Here is a 15627-nt window from a genome sequence, read left to right on the forward strand (position 1 = left end):
TTCCCGCCCGCGCCCGACGGTTCGGGCATGAGTCTCGACGACCTACAGGACGAGGTCGAGGCCGAGTACGCCGACCTCGGCGACGAACTCGCAGTGAGCCTCGACCGCGAGACGCGCAACGAACTCGCGATGCTCAACGCCGCGTTCGACCCCGACGGGACCGACGAACTCCTCCGGCGGGCGGTCCACATGCTGTTCCAGACTGCGGTCGAGACCGGGAACCTCGACTTCCACCTCCGCAGCGAGTTCGACGCGACCTACGACGAATTCCTCTCGGGGATGACCTACGAGGAGATGACCGGCGGCGGCCAGCAGTTCCCGCAGGCCCAGCAGAACGACGACCGACGGTATCAGTTCTAGAAGCCGATCCCCCCGTCGAAGTGGTCCTCGTTGAATTCCGGGATACTCCCACAGGGCACACCGAGCACTACCTACATGGAGGGAATCGTGTTTCGACTCGGTAGCGAGAACTACTGTTCGTCGTCGGAATCGCTCGTATTGCGTCGGAACAACTTCGTGAGGAGCGCGGCACCTTTGTTGCTCCGCTGGCCTTTTCGCTCCAGTTCGGCCCGCGACTGTCGGCTCATATCGCATCACTTGGCCGGTATCTGATAAAACGTTTCGGGGTTAAAATACGATAGCGAGTCCGAACAACAACAGTCCTTCGAGAAGGAAGACCTGCTGTCCGAGGAGGTCTGCGTTGAATTCGATGTCCCCCGCGTTCGCCTCGATGAAACCGCTGTACGAGTCGACGATATCCGCTTCCCAACCGTTTCGGAGGCGCTCCGGTCGATAGTTGAGGTCGTCGAGATACTCTTCGGTAGGGCCGAGTATCAGCTTCGATTCGTGATACGTAGCGACGCCGAATAGCAGGGAGAAGAAAAGTGAAATTCCACCCCACAGAGCCAACCAAGCGTCGAATACGGGGCCTGCGAACCGCCACGCAGAGATGAGACCCCCCAGGAGGAGAACGGATATCCGAACTGCGCGGGTCGCCTTGTCGTCGATGTCGCCGATAGCTCGTTGCTGGGCCTGAAGGACGGCACGAGACTCCTTGTAGGCCGTCTCCAGTCGGTCGTTGGACCAGTTGTCGCTATCGGTGGGGTCGCGGTCGGTCACGCCCCGCTTTCATTCGTCATCCTACAAGGACTCTTGGCGAAAGTATCAGACGCGTGAGTATCTGGTACGGCAAAGGAACAGATAGAAACCGTTCGGAGGAGATGCTCAGAACGAGAGACGTTCGTCCATGCAACTCTACGAGGGCGTCCACGCCCACCCCGACGCCGACAGCACCGTCGCGCGCACGGCCGCCACCGCCGCCGACTACGGCTTCGACGGCGTGGTCGTGCGCAACCACAGCGACGCGCTCGCCGACTACGACGCCGAGACGGTCGCCGACGAGTACGGCGTGGACGTTGTCGAGGGCGTCGAGATACGGGCGGAGGGTCCCGAGCAGGCCAGCGGTCACGTCGGCAACTACCGACCAAAGTGTACGATTCTGGGAATCCACGGCGGGACGAACGCGCTCAACCGCTTCGCGGTCGAGTCCGACCGCGTGGACGTGCTCGCCCACCCCATGCGCGGGCGAGGGGACTTCAACCATGTGCTGGCGAAGGCCGCGGTCGACCACGACGTGCGCGTGGAGTTCGACCTCTCGCGGGTCCTCCGCGACGACGGCGGCCCGCGGGTGCAGGCTCTGCAGGACCTCCGAAAGCTCCGCGAGCTGGTCGAGAAGTACGACGCGCCCTACGTCGTGAGCGCGAACCCCCGCTCGCACCTCCAGTTGCGCGCGCCCCGCGAACTCGCCGCGGTGGGGGAGGCGGTGGGGTTCTCCGCCGAGGGGATTCGAGAGGGCCTGCGCGAGTGGGGACGACTCGCCGAGCGCAACCGCGAGCGCATGTCCGACGATTTCATAGCGCCGGGGGTCGAACGCGGCAGGTATGAAGAAGAGCCTTCAGGACCACGCTGACCGATTCGACGAGGTGGCGGGCGAGTACGACGACAGCCAGAACGACACCGAGGAGTACCGCGCCTGCGTGTCGCTGGTCGTCGAGCACGCCGACCCCGACTCGGACGACACCGTGGTCGACCTCGGGACCGGCACGGGAGCTATCGCGCTGGCACTGGCCGACGACGCCGGGCGCGTCGTCGGCCGCGACATCAGCGAGGGGATGATGGAGCGCGCCCGGGAGAAAGCGGCGGAGCAGGGCATCGAGAACGTCGAGTTCGGCGAGGGCCGTTTCCGAGAGCCGAACGTCGCGTCGGCCGACATCGTCGTCTCGAACTTCGCGATGCACCACCTCAGCGACGAGGAGAAGCGCGAAGCCATCGAGGTAATCGCCGAGCTGGGGCCGCGGAGGTTCGTGCTCGGCGACGTGATGTTCTTCGGCGAACCGGACCCTGACGAACCCTTCTACAGCCCCGAGGTCGACGACCCCTCGACGGTGGGCCATCTGGCCGACGTGATGACGGACGCCGGGTTCTCGCTGACCGCGGTCGAGCGCGTCCACGAGCAGGTGGGCGTGTTGGTGGCCGAGCGGAGTCCCGAGTAGCGGCTCACCCCTTGCGCTCCTTCAGCCACTCGTCCAGCATGTCCCGTATCGCGGTCTCGCGGTTGTCCCGGTACTCCGCGAACGCCACGTCGTCCAGCCGTTCGAGTTCCTCCTCGCCGAGTTCGATGGTGATTTCCTCCATGTCGAGGTGGTCCAGATGCATCTGCGAGACCTTCCGAACAGCGAACACATATAGGTTCGTCAGACGGTCGTGTGACGCGAGCGCGGGACTTCCCACCATTCAAGCCCCGGGCCGTCCAATCCTCGCCAACGACTCCCATGAAACACCTCCCGAAGCATCTCCAGCCCCGGTGGCGCTACCTCGCGGTCGTCCTCGAAGCGTGGCCCGACGCCGACTTCGACCGCCGGGACTTCCAGCGCAGCGTCTGGTTCTCCGCCCAGAATCTGCTGGGCGACGCGGGAAGCGCCGACGCCGACCTGAAGGTCCTGCGATTCGACTTCTCCGAGGGGACCGGCGAGGCCATCGTGCGAGCGCGCCGAGGTCACGCCGAGGAGGCGCGAGCGGCGCTTGCCTGCATCGACGAGGTTAACCGCGACCCCGTGGGCCTGTTCGTCGCAGGTATAAGCGGTACGGTCCGTGCCTGTGAAGAAAAGTATTTACGACGAGCGGCCGAATTTCGGGACGAGAGAAAAGTCGTGTTCGGGGACGCTCAGCGGTCGGCAGTCGTCCGAGGCAATCGCCTCGACGTGCCGACCGACGGCGCGTTCGCGGGCGCGACGGAACTCGATTTCGAGTGATACCACTATGCAGGGACAAGCCCAACAGCAGGCCTACGACCGTGGGATTACCATCTTCTCCCCGGACGGACGGCTCTATCAGGTCGAGTACGCCCGCGAGGCCGTCAAGCGCGGCACGGCGAGCATCGGCGTCCGCACGGAAGGCGGCGTCGTGCTGGCCGTGGACAAGCGCATCCGTTCGGAACTCATGGAGCGGACGAGCGTGGAGAAGATTCACAAGGCCGACGACCACATCGGCATCGCCTCGGCGGGCCACGTCGCCGACGCCCGCCAGCTCATCGACTTCGCCCGGCGGCAGGCGCAGGTCAACCGCCTGCGCTACGGCGAGGCCATCGGCGTCGAGACGCTGACCAAGGAGGTCACCGACCACATCCAGCAGTACACGCAGGTCGGGGGCGCGCGTCCGTTCGGCGTCGCGCTCATCATCGGCGGCATCGAGAACGGCGAACCCCGCCTCTACGAGACCGACCCCTCCGGGACGCCCTACGAGTGGAAGGCGCTGGCGGTCGGTGCCGACCGCGGCGAGATTCAGGACTACCTCGAAGAGAACTACAACGAGGGTGCCGACCTCGACGGCGGTATCGAGCTCGCGCTCCGCGCGCTCGCGACGGTCAACGACGACGAACTCAGCCCCGAGGGCGTCGGCGTGGCCACAATCGACGCCGAGACCGAGTCGTTCCTCGAACTCACCAACGACGAGATCGAGGAGTACCTCGGCGAGTTCGAACTGCTCGCCGACGACACCGACGAGCAGACCGACGAGGAGTAACCGACTTCCTCCTTCCCGCGGTTCTCGACCCTTCAGTAGTGGCTACGTCGTTGCGGTTCGGTGCCGTGTCTTCTTCGAGAACCCCCGCCCGCTCGCGGTCCGAAGGCTCGCGAGCGGGCGGTCCCTTCCGGTTCCATCAGAGGAGTTCGGTTCCCCGGGCGACCCCGGGCCGAAGGTGACAACGGCCGGTTCTCGGTGGACGGTGTCACCGAGCGCGACTCGTCGAGAGCCGCCGGTTACGCGTCCAGCACGCCGACGCGCTCGCTCCGGTAGCCGAAGATGGACTCGTAGCCGTACGCCGACAGCAGGACGGGGTAGAACGGTTCGTCGGCGACCACCTCGCGGTCGTCGGCCGCCGCGAACGACTCGCCCGCGTCGACGCGCTCGAAGTTCTCGGCGAGCACCCGGTACTCGCCGGCGGGTTCCTTGGGAATCTTGCGGCCCAGACGGAACACCGCCACCTCGTCGCGGTCGGCCGCCGGGACCTCCTCGGCCGGGAGCGCGCCGGTCGCCCGCAGGAAGCCGCGGGTCAACTCCACGGCGTTCTCGGCGGCCGCCTCCGAGCCCTGATAGCCGCACTCGACCTCGACGGTGTGTGGGTACTCGATGAGCCGTCCGTCGGTCTCGTTCTGGGTGTCCACCAGCACCGAGACGGGGAGGTGTGGACAGACGGTCCGGGCCACCGCGCCGACCGTGTCGGTGACCGCGAACGGTTCGCCGTACGACTGGGTGGAGTGTAGCGCCAGCGTGGTGCAGTCCCGGACCTCGCGCGCGAGGTCGGCGGCGAGTCGCCCCTCGTGGGTGTCGGCGTCCGGGTCGCCCGGGAACGCGCGGTTGAGGTCCTCGTCGACGTAGCGCACGCCGCGTTCGAGCGCCTCCTCATTGGCGACGACGAGCTTCACGGGGCGCTCGACCTCGGGCGGGTCGGCGAGTAGCGCCTCGACCGCGCGGAGACCGCAGGGCTCGTCGCCGTGAATCGCGGCGACCACGGCTATCTCCGGCGTGCCCGCGCCTAGCTGTTCGATTCGCATCTGCCACAGTTCAGGAAATGTTCGGCCTTGAGCGTTTCGAATCGATGGCTCGCCGCGGGACCGCGTCGCGGTCCCGCGGCGAGCGGTGGGTCCGTCTCGCACACTCCACCGACGCTCGTTCTCGCACACCCCCGCCGACTACTCGCCGTGGTCGCACAGCGCCCGGACGCGGGGTTCGACCGCGGCGGCGGCGTCGGTCAGGGCCACGAAGTCGCCCTGCTGGTCGTACTCGACGAGGCCCGCGTCGGCGAGCTTCGGGACGTGGGTGTGGTACAGCGAGAGGTAGACCTCCAGTACGGTCTCGGCGTCGATCTCCGGGAGGGGCCGGTCGTACTCGCCGACCGCGACCTCGTCGGCGAGGTCGGCGAGCGGGAGGTCGCCGTGGGTCAACAGCGTCACGAGCGCGCGGCGACGGCGGAACGCCGAGAGGGCGTCCAGAAGCGCGTCGAGCGAGACCGGCGACTCCTCGACCCCGCGGTCGAGGGTCGAGAGCACGGCTTCGAGGCGGCGGTCCGACCGGTACCGGACCGTCCGGTCGTCGGCGTCGTAGTCGAGGAACCCGGCGTCGGCGAGCTTCGGCAGGAGGGTGTGGTGGAGCCGAGCGGTCGTTCGACCGGTGGCGTCGCTTTCGGCGAGTCGCTCGGCGAGGTCCTCGACGGCGACCGGACCGCCGTCGGTCTCGGCGAGATGCCGGAGGAGGGTCCGACACTCCCGGTCGCCTACCGCGTCGAAGACGGCGTCGAGCGGAGCGTCACGCTCGGGGCTGTGCGGGCCGGTGGTCGGTACCATCTCGTATTGGCGTTCGGTCGTCGTCATGTGAGAGCCTCCGTTCCGGAACCCGAGTTCGCGGGGACCGCTCCATCCCGAACGTGGACGAGCAAACTATATAAGTTGTCGATTTCAATTGAGTCGCGGCAGGTCCGTCGGGATGACTCGGACCGCACCGACCGCCCCGACGCGGTCGGTCGAGTCTCGCGAGCCGGTCAGTCGAGTCGCTCGGCGTACTCGTAGTCCTCTATGCGAGCCTTCGGGAGTTCGCCGTCGAGCGAAATCCGCCAGCCGTGGAGGGCCGTCGGGTCCGCCAGCGCGTCGGTCATGGTCGCGCGCACGTCGGGCAGGTCCACGCCGTAGAAGTCGTCGGGCACGTCCCGGAGGTATCGGAGCGCGGTCCGGAACAGGCTCTCCATCCCGCCGTCGTCCTCGAAGTCGAAGTGCTTGTACGCGCCCGCCGCGACCTGCACCATCCCGTGGAGGAACGCGCTCTCGGTGGTCCCCGACCCGTAGTTGTACCACTCGTCCTCGAAGCAGTCGTGGGACTCGTGGTACTCGCCGGAGTTGTAGAGCGCGACGCCGTGGATGACCGCGCGCCGGAGGGTCCCGTGCTCCCACATCCCCCGCTCGGGGAGCCACCCGGTCGGGTCGCCCGTCGGCGGGCCGACCATCGGGTCTCGGGTGTGGTCGTCCATACCGGGGATTCGGGCCGGAGGCGGGTAACTGCTCCGGACGACGTGGTAGGCTCGGAGAAAGGGTTTGTAGGAGTACTGCCGAAAACCGGTTCCAGAAAGCCCCCGCCCGCTCGCGACGAATTGTAGAGTCAGTGAACGAGGCCGCTTCGAAAGCCCCCGCCCGCTCGCGGTCGCTCCGCGGGATATTCTCGCGCTCTCCGCACCGTCGGACCTGCGGTCCGACGAGCCCTCACTCGCTTCGCTCGCGAGGACACGGCCCGCGCGAGAATAGTCGCCCGCGGAGACGACCACGGCCTACGGCCGCGACCGGGCGGCCCCTTTCAATCCCACCCGCGTAGACTGGTTCACCTGCACGCAGAGGGTGAAAACACGACCCTGCAACTCATTCCGAACGACAACCTATAGACCCGCGAGGACCCAAACCCGGGACATGTCGTGGACAACGCTGGTCGTCGCGGGGCTGTTCGAGGTGGCGTGGGCCATCGGCCTGAAGTACTCCGACGGCCTGACGAACCCCAGAGCGACCGCGGCGACGGTCGTCGCGCTCGTCGTCAGCATGGTGTTGCTCGCGCGGGCGGTCGAGGACCTCCCGGTCGGGACGGCCTACGCGGTCTGGACCGGCATCGGCGCGGTGGGGACCGCCACGCTCGGCATCGTCCTGTTCGAGGAACCCGCCGACCTCTCGCGGGTCGCCTTCGTCGGCGTCATCGTGGTCGGCATCGCGGGCCTCCACGTCACCTCGGGCCACTGATTCGCGGGACCCGAGACCGCGGGTCGGACGCCACGACCGTCCGTCAGGGGGCACAAACCTGATTGTCGCGTGTCCCGACTAGTTCCCCATCTTCCATGAGCGAAGATAGCATCGACCACATCGACAAAGGCATCCTCTACCTGCTCCAGGAGAACGCCCGGAACAACACCACTTCGGCCATCGCCGAGCAGGTCGACGTGGCGTCAAGCACGGTCGGCAACCGCATCAAGCGACTGGAGGACCGGGGAGTCATCACCGGCTACCACCCCTCGGTCGACTACCAGACGGCGGGGATGAGCCACCACGTCGTGGTCGTCGGGACGGTTCCGTTCGACGACCAGCGCCGCGTCGCCGACGCCGCGACCGAGGTCGACGGCGTGGTTCGGGTCCGGGAACTGCTCGCGGGCGAGGGCAACGTCACCGTCGAGGTCATCGGCCGGTCCCAGACCGAAATCGAGGAGCGAATCGGGGCCCTGACCGACCTCGGTCTCGACCCCGAGCGCGTCGAGATGGTCACGCGCGAGACCGCCCAGCCGTTCAACCACTTCGGCGAGCAGTTCGTGAGCGACGGGTGAGCAGGGCGTCAGATTTCCGAACCCCAATAGCTACGCCGTCCGAGCCCCAACGTTCTCGCGTGCCCGTCACTCACGATTATCACGTTCACTCGAACTACTCCGACGGGTCGGTCATGCCGGGGATGGTCCGGGCGGCCGCCGACGCCGGACTGGAGGCGGTCGGGTTCGCAGACCACTGCAACGTCGCCGACCGCGAGCGGATGCGACGAGCCAAGCGCGAGTACGGCTTCAACCTCGACCGGACCTACCCCCTCCGGCGCGAGGCCATCGAGACGCTCCGCGAGCGGTTCGACCTGACGGTCTACGACGCGGTCGAACTCGACTACGACCCGCGCGACGAGGCCGCCATCGCCGACTTCCTCGACGAGGCCGACTTCGACTACGCGCTCGGGAGCGTCCACCACGTCGACGGCGAGAACGTCCAGAGTAGCGCGGAGTTCGCCGACCGCTCTCCGGTCGAGCGTCGCGCAATCGTCGAGCGATACTACGAGTCGCTCGTGAGCCTCGCCGAGTCGGAACTGTTCGAAATCGCCGCCCACGTCGACCTCGTCGAGCGGACCCCCGAACTCCGGGGCTACACCACGGCCGACCACCGCGAGATGGTCGCCGACGCGTTCGCGCGCTCGCCCACGGTGCCCGAAGTCAACGCCGGGCGCGCGCTGGGCGACTACGGCGAGTTTCACCCCGCGTCCGACCTGTTCGACGCCCTGCGCGAGCGCGGCGTCGAGTTCGTGGTCGGGTCCGATTCCCACGCGCCCGCGGAACTCCGCGAGCGCGTCCCCGCGCTCGCGGAGCGCTTCGAGGCCGCCGACGCCGAACCGGTTCGGCTGTTCGAGGGCTAGCCGCCGAGGTACTCCTGGGTCCGGGCCGCGACCGCCGACTTGAACGCCCGAACGTCGAGGTCGGCGCGGTCCTCGAAGAGTCGCGCGTGTTCCTCACGGAAGATGCGCTCGACGACCCGGTCGTAGACCGCGTCGAACGTGACCGGGCGGTCGGACTCGCGCAGGGCGCTCGCGACCGCCTCGAACCGCTCGTCGGTCGCGTACTCCTCGGCGAGCGCGTCGGGGTCGGCGTCGATTGGGTCGGTCTCGGCGGTGTCGACCGGGTCGGCCCCGTCGGCGTCCGGAACAGCCGGATTGGGAATCTGGGCGCGCCCGCCGGTCTTGTTCCGGACGACGACCCCGGCGGCGGGGCCGTCGTACCACTCCGAGGTCGGAATCTCGTAGCTCCCCGGGTCGAAGTCGGTCGCCCGGACCTCCTTCTCGAAGGTATCGACGGGGTGCAGGCCGAGTCGCCGGTGTATCTTCTCGACCGCGTCCGGCGGGAGGAACGCCTCCTTGCGCGCCGACCACACGTCGAACCCGAGGAACGAGGGCATCCGGTCCCAGTCGTACTCGATTCGGTGGGCGTGGGTCGCCTCGCCGAAGAAGACGAACCCCTCGGGTTCGGAGACCGCCTCCCGCAGGGCCGCCCGGTCGAGGTTCTCCCGGACGTGACGCGCGGCGTGGCGGTACGGCCCGGGCACCTCCTCGCCGAAGACCCGGGTCCGGTCGCCGAACCGGAGGAGTCCCGACTCCCGAAGCTGAAAGCGGAGGTGCGCGCCGTCTATCTTCTCCTGTAGCCAGAGGTGGCCGCCCTCGAACAGGTCGGGTGCCTCCTCGGCGCGCGGAATCTCGGGGTACTGCTTCACCACGCGGGGTTCGGAGGCGAACGCCTTGAATGTGGTGTCGGTTCGGGAGGTGTTCCGGGAGGTGTCGCCCGGTGAGACAGTCCACGGAAACGGCCGGTGAACCATCCACTGGGAATCGCCCGGCGACACATTCCACGGGGTGGGATTGAAAGGGGCCGCCCGCTCGCGTTCACTTCAGTCGTCTCCGGCGGCTCTATTCGCGGCGGGCGTTGCGGAGAGCCGCGAATATCCGCCGGAGCGACCGCGAGCGGGCGGGGGCTTTCTGGGTGGTCGAGGGTCTGCCTTCTGTGGCGGTGGGTAGCGAGCGGGCGGGGGCTTTCTGGGTGGTCGAGGGTCTGCCTTCTGCGGCGGTGGGTAGCGAGCGGGCGGGGGCTTTCTGGGCGTTCGCTTTCGCGTCTCCCTCGGTCACTCTGTCACGACACCCACCGAAAACGGTAAAGGCTACCTCGATGACAGCCTCCGAACGTTAACGTTCGGGTGGCGGAACCGCTCGACCCGGCTTCCGAAGCCTTTTGACTGACCGGTCAGTTAGTTTCGGGCGTGACGGAGTGCATCGCCGACGAGACCACCGGCGACCGGGAGGACGACCGATGAGCCTCCGTGAGCGACTCGGCGGTGCGTTCAAGGACCAGTCGGAACTCGACCTGACCGACGGGGCAATCGGGTGGCCGCTGTTCTACCTCTCGCTTCCCATCGTCGTCACGAACCTGCTCCAGACCGCCTACAACCTCGCCGACACGTTCTGGCTCGGCCAGTACAGCACCGAGTCGCTGGCGGCCATCAGCTTCGCGTTCCCGATGGTGTTCCTGCTCATCTCGCTCGGGATGGGGCTGTCGGTGGCCGGGTCGGTCCTGGTCGCCCAGCACGTCGGCGCGGGCGAGGAGCGACAGGCCGAGTACGCCGCGTCCCAGACCGTGACGTTCTCCATCCTCGCGTCGCTCGTGCTGGGCGTCGTGGGCTACTTCCTCGTCGGCGACTTCCTCGCGCTGCTCGGGGCGTCGCCGGAGGTGCTCCCCGGCGCGAAGGCGTACATGCAGGTCATCTCGCTCGGCATCGTGTTCATGTTCGGGTTCTTCGTGTTCGTCGCGCTGATGCGGGGCTACGGCGACACGGTGACTCCGATGCTGGTGATGGCCGGGACCGTGGCCCTCAACGTCGCGCTCGACCCCTTCCTCATCTTCGGGTGGGGGCCGTTCGCCGAGCGCGGCATCCAGGGCGCGGCGGTCGCCACCATCGCCTCGCGGGCGCTGGCGATGGCGGTCGGACTCGGAATCATGCTCCGGGGGTCGCGGGGCGTGCGGATTCGAATCGAGGACATGCGCCCCGACTTCCAGTACCTCCGGAAGATACTCCGCATCGGGGTCCCGGCCTCGGTCGAGGGGACCGGCCGGGCGCTGTCGGTCAACCTCCTCCTGTACGTGGTCGCGCTGTTCCCGACCACCGTTGTCGCGGCCTACGGCGTCGGCACCCGCGTGTTCTCGGTCATCTTCCTGCCCGCCATCGCGGTCGCCCGGGGCGTCGAGACCATGTCGGGCCAGAACATCGGCGCGGGCAAGCCCGACCGCGCGGCGGCGACCAACCACTTCGGCGCGAAGGTGATGTTCGTCGTCCTCACGGCGATGGGCGTGGTCATCTGGCTCGCGGCCGACCCCATCGTCGCGGTGTTCACCGAGGACCCCGAGGTGGTCGATGTCGGCGCGACCTTCCTCCGGTACGTCGCGCCGTCGTTCGGCTTCATCGGGGTGATGCGCGCCTACACCGGCGGGTTCCGCGGCGCGGGCAAGACCCTGACCGCGGCCGCCCTCTCGATATTCATGCTCGGGGTCGTCCGCCTGCCGGTCGCGTGGTTCGGCGCCCACGAGATCGGCGAGGAGGGCATCTGGGTCGCGTTCCTCGTCTCGAACGTCGTCGGCGGGCTCCTCGCGCTCGCCTGGTTCCGGCGCGGGACGTGGCGGGACGGCGACCTCACCGAGGGACCGACCGGCGCGCCCGCCGACGACTGACCGCGGGTCAGCGACGCCCGCCGTCGCGCTCCCGAAGCAGGACCGCCTCGGGCGTCACCGTGACCTCGTACCCGGCGTAGTCGAACTCGATCTGCGCGCTCGCCGAGGCCGACCGCTGGCCGAAGAGCGAATCGAGGGCGTCCGGGTCGATTCGGTCGGCCAGCGGTTCGAGGTCGGTCGGTAGGCAGTTGCTCACCGCGGCGACCACGGTGTAGACCGCTTCGCTCGGTGATTCCTCTCGGTCCAATTCGCGAACGAAGTCGGCACCGCTCCTGTCGGTCGCGTTCGTCATGGCAGACCGGACACCCCGCCCGGAGCGGGTCGCGGGCCGCCGACCGACCCGAGTGTCACCTGCACCGTCGTCGCGAGTACGACGAACTCGATTCCGTCGTTACGTTCCATCTACTTACGCTAAGGCTACCCCACTCAAAAGCACACACCATTACATATCAAACGCGATTAAAAGGATCAGCCGAACAGTCCCCTCGAACCGGACGAGGGGAGAGCGGTCGCTGTTCGGAGCATCGGTCGGCCGGAGATATGCGAGGGAAGAACGCTCCGAAGCGGTCTTCCAGCACTCGTTTGTGACGTGGCAGAGCCACGCTACGTGGGAAACCCACGCTATTGAGTGCGAGGGAAGGGATTCGAACCACGTCGAGACGGTCCGGGCGTGCGGCGCTGGGGTGGCGCGACGCGCCACCCCAGCGCCGGTCCGGGCGACGACTCGCCTGATTCGAACCCTCCCTGTTGCATCTTGGCGCGGCGGTGCCGCGCGTTTCAACGTGGCAGAGCCACGCCTGCGATGCGAGGGAAGGGATTCGAACCCTTGGACCCCTACGGGAGCGGATCTTGAGTCCGCCGCCGTTGGCCTGGCTTGGCTACCCTCGCACGCGGTCGGGAATTGGTCCGAGTCGCTTTAATAGTCTGCGTTTCGACTCCCGGCGCGCCACGCTCGACCCGCCGCGCTCGACTCGGCGAGCGTCCCATCGCCTCTCCAAACCGACACTCCTTTTCCGTCGAACCCCCACTGCTGAAATCATGACCGACGCAGTAGACCGCCTCGCGGTCGCCGAGCGCGCGGCGCGGGCCGGGGCCGAAGTCGCCGCCGAGGGGTTCCGAAGCGGCATCGACGTGGAGACGAAGACGGGCAAGACCGACGTGGTCACCGAGGCCGACCGGGCGGCCCAGCGCCGGGTCATCGAGGTCGTCACCGAGGAGTACCCCGACGACGCCATCGTGGGCGAGGAGGAGGACGAACTCAAGGCGGTGCCCGACGAGGGCGACGCGTGGATAATCGACCCCATCGACGGGACGAACAACTACGTCCGGGACGTTCCGGTCTGGACGACCAGCGTCGCGGCGGTCCGGGACGGCGACCCGGTCGCGGCGGTCAACGACTGTCCCGCGCTCGGCGACCGGTTCGTGGCGGGACCGGAGGGCACCCGCCTGAACGGCGAGTCGGTCTCGGTCAGCGACCGGACCGACCCCGAGGCGTTCGCGGTCGCGCCGACCATCTGGTGGGACTTCGACCACCGCGAGGAGTACGCCGCTGTCTGCCGGGAGATCGTCGAGCGGTTCGGCGACATGCGCCGGTTCGGGTGCGCGCAGGTCACCCTCGGGATGGTGGCCGCGGGGTCGCTCGAAGGCACCGTGACCGACGTCGTCCCGAACCCGTGGGACACCGTCGCGGGGGTCTACATGGTCCGGCAGGCGGGCGGCGTGGTGACCGACCTCGACGGGAATCCGTGGCGACACGACAGCGAGGGACTCGTCGCCTCCAACGGCGAGGCCCACGACGAACTGCTGGCGGCGGTTCGGGACGTCGCGTAGTCGATTGGAAACCACCGTCACACTCGAAGTGAATTCTAAGGATATATAGGATGAAAGAATTTGATGTTAGGTATGGAACTCGATGATACCGACCGAGAAATCCTCGAAGCCCTCCAAGAGAACGCGAGAACGCCGTTCAGCGAGATCGCGCGACGAATCGACATGTCGAGCGCGACCGTCCACGACCGCGTCAACCGGATGGAGGAAGCGGGCGTCATCCAAGGCTATCACGCGAAGGTCGACCCGAAGGCGCTCGACTTCGGTATCTCTGCGGTCGTCGGCCTCCAAGTCGAGCAGGGCCAGGAACAGGAGACCCTCGGACGCCTCGAAGACATCGACGGCGTGCAGACGGTCCACCTCACGACCGGGTCGTGGGACGTGCTGATGCGGGTGTTCGCCGAGGACGCCGACGAACTCCGCGAGCTCATGTTCGAGCACATCGCCCAGATGGACGGGTTCGCCCGGTCGCAGACGATGGTCATCCTCGGGACGCCCTACGAGGCCGAGGAACTCCCCGTCGAACTGGAGGCGTGACGCGCCGAGAGTCACGTCGAAACCACCCGCGGTGATGGCTACGGGTTCCGACGGTGGCGAGAGGCGTCATCGCGAGTCGCACGTTCTCGGAGCCGAGTCGCCGAGCGACTCGGCTCCGGGGATGGACGGTCGGTCGGATACCGCAACGGTAAAACCGCCCGCTTCCGGGACGTAGAACATGGGCACGGTAACCGAGGAGATGGACCCCGAACGCCTCTGGGGCGGCACCGTCGCCGCATTGCTGGCCGCGCTGGTCGGCGGCGCGCTCGCGTTCCCCGAACTCGTCTACGACCGGTTCGTCTGGCAGTACTTCTGGGGGCCGGTCGTCGCCGACGCCCAGAGCGCGCAGTGTGCGGTCTACGCAGACGGGTCGACCACGTACCTCTACGACTCGGCCGCCTGTTCGGCCGCCTCCGGTCCGGTCGCGTACCCCGGCTACACGGTCGTCTCGGAGATCGGGTACGCGGTCACGCTCCTGCTCGCGCTCGTCGGCGTCGTGTTCCTCCTCCGGCGACTCGACATCGGTCAGGACAGGGGTCTGTTCTACGCGCTGTTCCCCTACATGCTGCTCGGGGGTGCCCTGCGCGTGGTCGAGGACGCCGGGGACGCGGTCCCGGCGGGCGTCGACCCCCTCGTCTCGTTCCCGTGGAACACGCTCATCATCAGCCCCATCATCTACTTCACGATGTTCGCGGTCACGCTGGTCGCGCTGGTGGGAAGCGTCAGGCTGGCCGACCGGGGGACGGTTTCGCGCTACGGCAGGCCCCTCGCGGGCGTCGGGGCCGCCCTGCTGGCGGCCACGCTCGGGTACCTCTCGGTGCTTGCGTTCACGACCGACTACGTCAGCTTCTACCCCCAGATCACGGCGGTCGTTGTGGTGGCCTCGACCGCCCTGACCGCGGCGGTCTGGTGGGCCATCGAGCGGTACGCGCCCCACGTCAACCGCGGGACAGAACGGATGGGACTGGTCGTCCTCTGGGCCCACTCGGTCGACGGCGTGGCGAACGTGGTCGGCATCGACTGGGCGACCGAACTCGGCCTGCCCGCCGACCTCGTCCCCAAGCATCCGGTCAACCGCGCGCTCATCCAGGTCGGCGAGCAGTTCCCCGAGACCGTCCAGCACTTCCTCGGGACGGCGTGGCCGTTCCTCGTGGTCAAAATCGTCGCCGCGGTGTTCGTGGTCTGGGTGTTCGACGAGCAGATATTCGAGGAGAGCCCGCGCTACGCCATCCTGCTCCTGATCGCCATCGTCGCGGTCGGGCTCGGTCCCGGTTCGCGGGACATGCTCCGGGCGACGTTCGGCGTGTAGGTGGGCGGGTCGGTTCAGGTTTCCAAGCGGTTCAGCGTCGTCTCCGGGAAGTATCGACCGCCGCAGTCCGAACACTCCGCGACCTCTATCGTGCCCTCGTCGAACCCCAGCGAGTCGGCCACGATTTCGGCCCGGGTCAGCGACGACCCGCAGGTCGCACAGTCGAGTTCGTACTCGGTCGTCACGGTCGGTCCCTCCCCGAGACTGAAATGATAAATAATGCCATACGCTAACACGTAGGACGGGCGGCGTCATAAAACTCCGGATTGGTCAGCCGACGCGAACGCCCGAGGCGTTGGTCGACTGTCGGCCAGCGCGAGGGACCCCGGTTCGACCCCGCCGCCGGACCGGACTAACC

The 15627-nt window shown here is 67.7% G+C and carries 20 protein-coding genes and 1 tRNA gene; 12 read left to right on the top strand and 9 right to left on the bottom strand.

All coding sequences use genetic code 11. The annotated features are described in order from the left end of the window. Nucleotides 1-27 precede the first annotated feature (27 nt). Nucleotides 28-360: a ribbon-helix-helix protein gene (locus NGM10_RS14145; protein ID WP_253483851.1), complete on the top strand. Its 333-nt coding sequence runs from the start codon at nt 28-30 to the stop codon at nt 358-360. Nucleotides 361-627: 267 nt separating this feature from the next. Here NGM10_RS14145 and NGM10_RS14150 read toward each other — a convergent pair whose 3' ends face one another. Further along, a complete protein-coding gene (locus NGM10_RS14150) occupies nt 628-1119 on the bottom strand; it encodes a hypothetical protein (RefSeq protein WP_253479788.1) in 492 nt (163 codons plus the stop codon). Nucleotides 1120-1246: 127 nt separating this feature from the next. Between NGM10_RS14150 and NGM10_RS14155 the strand changes: the two genes are divergently transcribed. Together NGM10_RS14155 and NGM10_RS14160 are read left to right on the top strand one after the other, a co-directional pair. Then, nucleotides 1247-1969, top strand: coding sequence for an RNase P subunit p30 family protein (locus NGM10_RS14155; protein WP_253479790.1), 723 nt, complete (start codon nt 1247-1249; stop codon nt 1967-1969). After that, complete coding sequence (locus NGM10_RS14160; RefSeq protein ID WP_253479793.1) at nt 1941-2552, top strand: class I SAM-dependent methyltransferase; 612 nt, start codon at nt 1941-1943, stop codon at nt 2550-2552. The genes NGM10_RS14155 and NGM10_RS14160 overlap by 29 nt, the downstream gene beginning before the upstream one ends. 4 nt (nt 2553-2556) lie before the next feature. Here the strand turns inward: NGM10_RS14160 and NGM10_RS14165 are convergent, their stop codons facing one another. Continuing rightward, nucleotides 2557-2715: a ribbon-helix-helix protein, CopG family gene (locus NGM10_RS14165; protein WP_253479796.1), complete on the bottom strand. Its 159-nt coding sequence runs from the start codon at nt 2713-2715 to the stop codon at nt 2557-2559. Between the two features lie 116 nt (nt 2716-2831). On the opposite strand from NGM10_RS14165, the gene NGM10_RS14170 reads away from it, so the two are divergent. Next, on the top strand, nt 2832-3311 hold the full coding sequence (locus NGM10_RS14170; RefSeq protein ID WP_253479798.1) for an Rpp14/Pop5 family protein: 480 nt from the start codon (nt 2832-2834) through the stop codon (nt 3309-3311). A gap of 7 nt (nt 3312-3318) precedes the next feature. Next, a complete protein-coding gene (psmA, locus tag NGM10_RS14175) occupies nt 3319-4080 on the top strand; it encodes an archaeal proteasome endopeptidase complex subunit alpha (protein ID WP_253479801.1) in 762 nt (253 codons plus the stop codon). Nucleotides 4081-4316: 236 nt separating this feature from the next. Here psmA and NGM10_RS14180 read toward each other — a convergent pair whose 3' ends face one another. The 3 genes from NGM10_RS14180 to NGM10_RS14190 form a co-directional block, all read right to left on the bottom strand. Beyond that, the gene (locus NGM10_RS14180) at nt 4317-5111 is read right to left on the bottom strand and encodes a M14 family metallopeptidase (RefSeq protein ID WP_253479804.1); all 795 of its coding nucleotides are present in this window, start codon (nt 5109-5111) and stop codon (nt 4317-4319) included. A 138-nt stretch (nt 5112-5249) separates the two neighbouring features. Next, on the bottom strand, nt 5250-5927 hold the full coding sequence (locus tag NGM10_RS14185; RefSeq protein WP_253479807.1) for an ArsR/SmtB family transcription factor: 678 nt from the start codon (nt 5925-5927) through the stop codon (nt 5250-5252). Nucleotides 5928-6094: 167 nt separating this feature from the next. Further along, a complete protein-coding gene (locus NGM10_RS14190; RefSeq protein ID WP_253479809.1) occupies nt 6095-6577 on the bottom strand; it encodes a DUF309 domain-containing protein in 483 nt (160 codons plus the stop codon). 430 nt (nt 6578-7007) lie between these two features. Here NGM10_RS14190 and NGM10_RS14195 point away from each other — a divergent pair, with 430 nt between their 5' ends. The 3 genes from NGM10_RS14195 (at nt 7008) to NGM10_RS14205 (ending at nt 8745) form a co-directional block, all read left to right on the top strand. Further along, on the top strand, nt 7008-7328 hold the full coding sequence (locus NGM10_RS14195) for a DMT family transporter (protein WP_253479812.1): 321 nt from the start codon (nt 7008-7010) through the stop codon (nt 7326-7328). 95 nt (nt 7329-7423) lie between these two features. Next, on the top strand, nt 7424-7903 hold the full coding sequence (locus NGM10_RS14200) for an Lrp/AsnC family transcriptional regulator (protein WP_253479815.1): 480 nt from the start codon (nt 7424-7426) through the stop codon (nt 7901-7903). Nucleotides 7904-7962: 59 nt separating this feature from the next. Further along, on the top strand, nt 7963-8745 hold the full coding sequence (locus NGM10_RS14205) for a PHP domain-containing protein (protein WP_253479818.1): 783 nt from the start codon (nt 7963-7965) through the stop codon (nt 8743-8745). On the opposite strand, the gene NGM10_RS14210 is transcribed toward NGM10_RS14205, so the two are convergent. Further along, a complete protein-coding gene (locus NGM10_RS14210) occupies nt 8742-9593 on the bottom strand; it encodes an RNA ligase family protein (protein ID WP_253479820.1) in 852 nt (283 codons plus the stop codon). The two genes, NGM10_RS14205 and NGM10_RS14210, sit on opposite strands and share 4 nt — an antisense overlap. Before the next feature lie 590 nt (nt 9594-10183). On the opposite strand from NGM10_RS14210, the gene NGM10_RS14215 reads away from it, so the two are divergent. Next, nucleotides 10184-11596, top strand: coding sequence for an MATE family efflux transporter (locus tag NGM10_RS14215; RefSeq protein WP_253479822.1), 1413 nt, complete (start codon nt 10184-10186; stop codon nt 11594-11596). Nucleotides 11597-11603: 7 nt separating this feature from the next. On the opposite strand, the gene ddfA is transcribed toward NGM10_RS14215, so the two are convergent. Together ddfA and NGM10_RS14225 are read right to left on the bottom strand one after the other, a co-directional pair. Continuing rightward, nucleotides 11604-11888, bottom strand: a complete 285-nt coding sequence (gene ddfA / locus NGM10_RS14220) for a DdfA family disk-determining factor (protein ID WP_253479824.1) — start codon at nt 11886-11888, stop codon at nt 11604-11606. 511 nt (nt 11889-12399) lie between these two features. Further along, nucleotides 12400-12484 (bottom strand) — tRNA-Leu (locus NGM10_RS14225). Nucleotides 12485-12634: 150 nt separating this feature from the next. On the opposite strand from NGM10_RS14225, the gene NGM10_RS14230 reads away from it, so the two are divergent. The 3 genes from NGM10_RS14230 (at nt 12635) to NGM10_RS14240 (ending at nt 15269) form a co-directional block, all read left to right on the top strand. Beyond that, the gene (locus NGM10_RS14230) at nt 12635-13426 is read left to right on the top strand and encodes an inositol monophosphatase family protein (RefSeq protein ID WP_253479826.1); all 792 of its coding nucleotides are present in this window, start codon (nt 12635-12637) and stop codon (nt 13424-13426) included. A gap of 72 nt (nt 13427-13498) precedes the next feature. Beyond that, nucleotides 13499-13960: an Lrp/AsnC family transcriptional regulator gene (locus tag NGM10_RS14235; protein WP_253479828.1), complete on the top strand. Its 462-nt coding sequence runs from the start codon at nt 13499-13501 to the stop codon at nt 13958-13960. 178 nt (nt 13961-14138) lie between these two features. Then, nucleotides 14139-15269 carry a DUF63 family protein gene (locus tag NGM10_RS14240; protein WP_253479830.1) on the top strand — a complete coding sequence of 377 codons (1131 nt, stop codon included), beginning with the start codon at nt 14139-14141 and terminating at the stop codon, nt 15267-15269. A gap of 14 nt (nt 15270-15283) precedes the next feature. Here the strand turns inward: NGM10_RS14240 and NGM10_RS14245 are convergent, their stop codons facing one another. Next, on the bottom strand, nt 15284-15454 hold the full coding sequence (locus tag NGM10_RS14245) for a zf-TFIIB domain-containing protein (RefSeq protein WP_253479832.1): 171 nt from the start codon (nt 15452-15454) through the stop codon (nt 15284-15286). Nucleotides 15455-15627: the final 173 nt, after the last annotated feature.

It is taken from the genome of Halorussus salilacus (assembly GCF_024138125.1).
In the GTDB taxonomy this organism is placed as follows: Archaea; Halobacteriota; Halobacteria; order Halobacteriales; family Haladaptataceae; genus Halorussus; species Halorussus salilacus.